Source organism: Arsenophonus sp. ENCA, from assembly GCF_002287155.1.
Taxonomy (GTDB): Bacteria; Pseudomonadota; Gammaproteobacteria; order Enterobacterales; family Enterobacteriaceae; genus Arsenophonus; species Arsenophonus nilaparvatae.
The window spans coordinates 1-721 of the sequence record NZ_NHNG01000148.1 but is presented as its reverse complement, the minus strand read 5'-3'; the positions used below and the strand labels follow the sequence as shown (position 1 = coordinate 721).

Here is a 721-nt window from a genome sequence, read left to right as displayed (position 1 = left end):
GAAGACAAAGTGCGGTAGAAGTCGATGGTAAAATAAAACCGGCTTGGGTTAGCTATAAGCATTACTTACCTACACACCAACTTTCAGCCATTGTAGAGGCTGCTTCTGCCTTGGGATTACTTCAAATCGAGGGACAACAATGAACCTATATATCGCCGAAAAACCCTCTGTGGCGAAGGATATTGCCAAAGCGCTAGGAGGTAATTTCCAGAAAAAAGACGGCTATCTTGAGTCAGCCGATAACGTCGTGACATGGTGCTACGGGCATCTCCTGAAATCGATTGAGCCGGAAGCGTACAATCCCGCTTATGCGCAGTGGAAAGCCGAAGATTTGCCGTTGCAGCTTTACCCGCTGCGCTATGAGCCTATTGCCGGAAAGGAAGCCCATACCCAAACCGTCATCGACCTGATTAATCGGGCTGATGTGATTATCCACGCAGGCGATCCGGACGACGAGGGGCAATTGCTGGTTGAGGAGTTACTGGAATATACCGATAACAGCAAGCCGGTTAAGCGTTTGCTGATTAATGACAACACCGACGCAGCCGTTAAAAAGGCACTATCCCAACTGAAAGATAATCACCAGTTCAAAGGCATTTACCGAAAAGCACTCGCACGAGCCGCAGGCGATTTGATTTATGGCATGAGCATGACCCGTGCCTATACCATTGAAGGACGCAAAAATGGCTATCGGGGCGTCTTGTCCGTAGGAAGAGTACAA

At 48.7% G+C, this 721-nt stretch carries 1 protein-coding gene; it reads left to right on the top strand.

Annotated features, from left to right (window positions below):
- Positions 1-139: 139 nt before the first annotated feature.
- Positions 140-721 (top strand): toprim domain-containing protein (locus CBG25_RS04085; protein WP_290604791.1); only part of this gene is annotated, 582 nt, incomplete at its 3' end.